A 2,180-nucleotide genomic window follows, 5' to 3' on the forward strand; every position below is an offset into this window, starting at 1 on the left:
ATCGGGTCTAAAACCTCGTCTTTACTCATTTTATTGTAAAGGGCTTTAGTATCACAACTTCAATCAATAGACCTCTTGCAAAAGTCTTAAGTCGATCCTTGTACAGCAACATTTTTGAAGATTATCAACTACTAATAAATAATTAACTGAAAGTCCTTCCCATTATTGTTTCTATCGTTTGTTTTCGGATTTATGCAAGAGGTCTAATGTGCATGGTACGTTCCCCAAAAATCGATCGCTGGAGCAGCAGGAGCCACATTAGGGAACGCACCCTACAAGATCGGCGATCACACTGCGATCGGTAACTCCGAAATCGTAACCAATCCGCCTTGGACTGTATCGACTTGCAACCGATAACCGCGCAACAGGCTCATTCCAATCAATGGCTCTGTCTCTGCCGCGTTAATCTCCATTTCTCGATACTGCCCACCCCAAATCACCATGCCATCATAGATATCAAATAAGACTTCGCTACCATCGCCCAAGGTTGCCCGATCGCGGTAACTCCAAGACAATTCAAGTTCTCTAATAGTAGCAATCGGGAGACTCAAGAACCCTGTAAACCCTGTATCGATCACAGCAGTAATGGATTTAAGTTTGTCGCCGTTCCTCACAACCAAGGAAAGCATTGCTTCGTAATTCTGATTGACGTAACCCTGCATCATCATAGAGCGTCTTTTAAACTCCGTGCGCCGAAACGATGAACGGCGCGATAGCCGATCCGAACAACCCAAGGCTGAGCATCAGGCAATCGTTTATAAAGTCGCCGAGTCGCAGTCATCGTATCGTCGGCAAGCTCAAACGCTCCAGTTTCGATGTCGATCGCCACAATTCTGCCATGATTACCTTCCTCAATTTGGGGGCGCACCTGAGATTCATAAATCTCATCGCCACGTCGGGCAAACTCTTCTTTGCTGTAGCGGGGTTGTCGAACTGTCATAGATTTGACCTCTTTTCAACTATGCCCCTTCATTTTACCCTGAGCAATGGAGGTGTCTATCGTTGAGGTGGCAGAGGGGATTAAACTAGAAGTTGTTGGATTTCTTTTTGTCAACCCAGCCTACATCTGACTTTAACTTTCACTAGGGAACGCACTTAAACCCACAGTAAATGTGCATGGTGCGTTCCCCAAAAATCGATCGGTGGAGCAGTAGGAGTCACATTAAGGAACGCACCCTACAAGATCGGCGTGCTGCTACGCAGTGCCTTCGGCATCGCACTACAAATCATCAATCGTTACCAACCCACCTTCCGTAAACTGAATCACAAGTTCATGGCTATCTAATAAAGCAGTTCCAACCAGGGGTCGCCGCCCTGTGGCAAATACACGAGTTTCTCACTCCTCACCATTCCAGATAATAATTGCTTTGTGAAGAGGCAGCATTACTTGGCTGTTGTCTGCTAAATTCGCACGCATATCGTACCTGAAAGGAAGATTCAGTAATGCTACTGCTTCGGGTGGTAAACAAAGCTCATCTGTAAATCCTGTATCTACTACAAACTCAATCGGAAAGTCAGCGCGATTTGGAATCCGAAATGGGATAGTGATAAGCGGGTGTCCATTAGCCACAATACCTGAAATCACTTAACTACACGCTCCATAACACCCCCACCAAAAGCGGCAGCAACGTTGTAGCCAATTTTGATCCCAAAGAGCCGAGCATGGGGGTGTTTCTCGCTCAATAAGTCAGCAGCGTGTAAGCCATTTTCATCAACTTTGTAGTCACCTGTTTCAATGTCAATGATAACCATCTTGCCAATGTTTTCTTCAACTTCCACCTCTTGGCGGATTCTGCTTTCGTACAGTTTCTCTGCACGTTGAGCAACTTCTTCACGGCTTAAAAGGATTGCTTGCATATACTAACTCCTGATTACGATTTGACTTCTGGAGACCCCTCTATAATATCTCACAGGTCTGTAGGATGAGCTAATGCCCATCCTACTAAGTCTCTACAAGATTGGTGTACTGCTACGCAGTGCCTTCGACATCGCATTTAAACCCACGGCTGCAATCAATGTGCATGGTGCGTTCCCCAAAAATCGATCGCTGGAGCAGTAGGAGTCACATTAAGGAACGCACCCTACAAGATCGGCGATCGCACCGTTAAGTCTCTCATTCTAATTTTGTCTTCTTCAATAACTGTAAAGTGTCCATACCAGTCATCCCGCAATGAGATAAC

At 45.6% G+C, this 2,180-nt stretch carries 3 protein-coding genes; all 3 read right to left on the minus strand.

What is annotated here, in order from left to right; genetic code table 11:
- Positions 1-287: 287 nt before the first annotated feature.
- The 3 genes from PX636_RS00420 to PX636_RS00430 all read right to left on the minus strand — a co-directional run bounded on the left by PX636_RS00420 (position 288) and on the right by PX636_RS00430 (position 1,857).
- Positions 288-668 carry a clan AA aspartic protease gene (locus PX636_RS00420; RefSeq protein ID WP_002799544.1) on the minus strand — a complete coding sequence of 127 codons (381 nt, stop codon included), beginning with the start codon at positions 666-668 and terminating at the stop codon, positions 288-290.
- Positions 665-940 (minus strand): hypothetical protein, encoded by a 276-nt coding sequence (locus PX636_RS00425; protein ID WP_002779931.1) that lies wholly within the window; start codon positions 938-940, stop codon positions 665-667. The genes PX636_RS00420 and PX636_RS00425 overlap by 4 nt, the downstream gene beginning before the upstream one ends.
- A gap of 641 nt (positions 941-1,581) precedes the next feature.
- Positions 1,582-1,857, minus strand: a complete 276-nt coding sequence (locus tag PX636_RS00430) for a hypothetical protein (protein WP_002739245.1) — start codon at positions 1,855-1,857, stop codon at positions 1,582-1,584.
- Between the last annotated feature and the right edge of the window lie 323 nt (positions 1,858-2,180).

The organism is Microcystis sp. M53598_WE2 (genome assembly GCF_030067735.1).
Taxonomy (GTDB): domain Bacteria; phylum Cyanobacteriota; class Cyanobacteriia; order Cyanobacteriales; family Microcystaceae; genus Microcystis; species Microcystis aeruginosa.

Bases quoted from the DNA above. Each gene is read 5' to 3' on its own strand.
- PX636_RS00420 (WP_002799544.1), bottom strand. From the start codon at position 668: ATGATGATGCAGGGTTACGTCAATCAGAATTACGAAGCAATGCTTTCC.
- PX636_RS00425 (WP_002779931.1), bottom strand. From the start codon at position 940: ATGACAGTTCGACAACCCCGCTACAGCAAAGAAGAGTTTGCCCGACGT.
- PX636_RS00430 (WP_002739245.1), bottom strand. From the start codon at position 1,857: ATGCAAGCAATCCTTTTAAGCCGTGAAGAAGTTGCTCAACGTGCAGAG.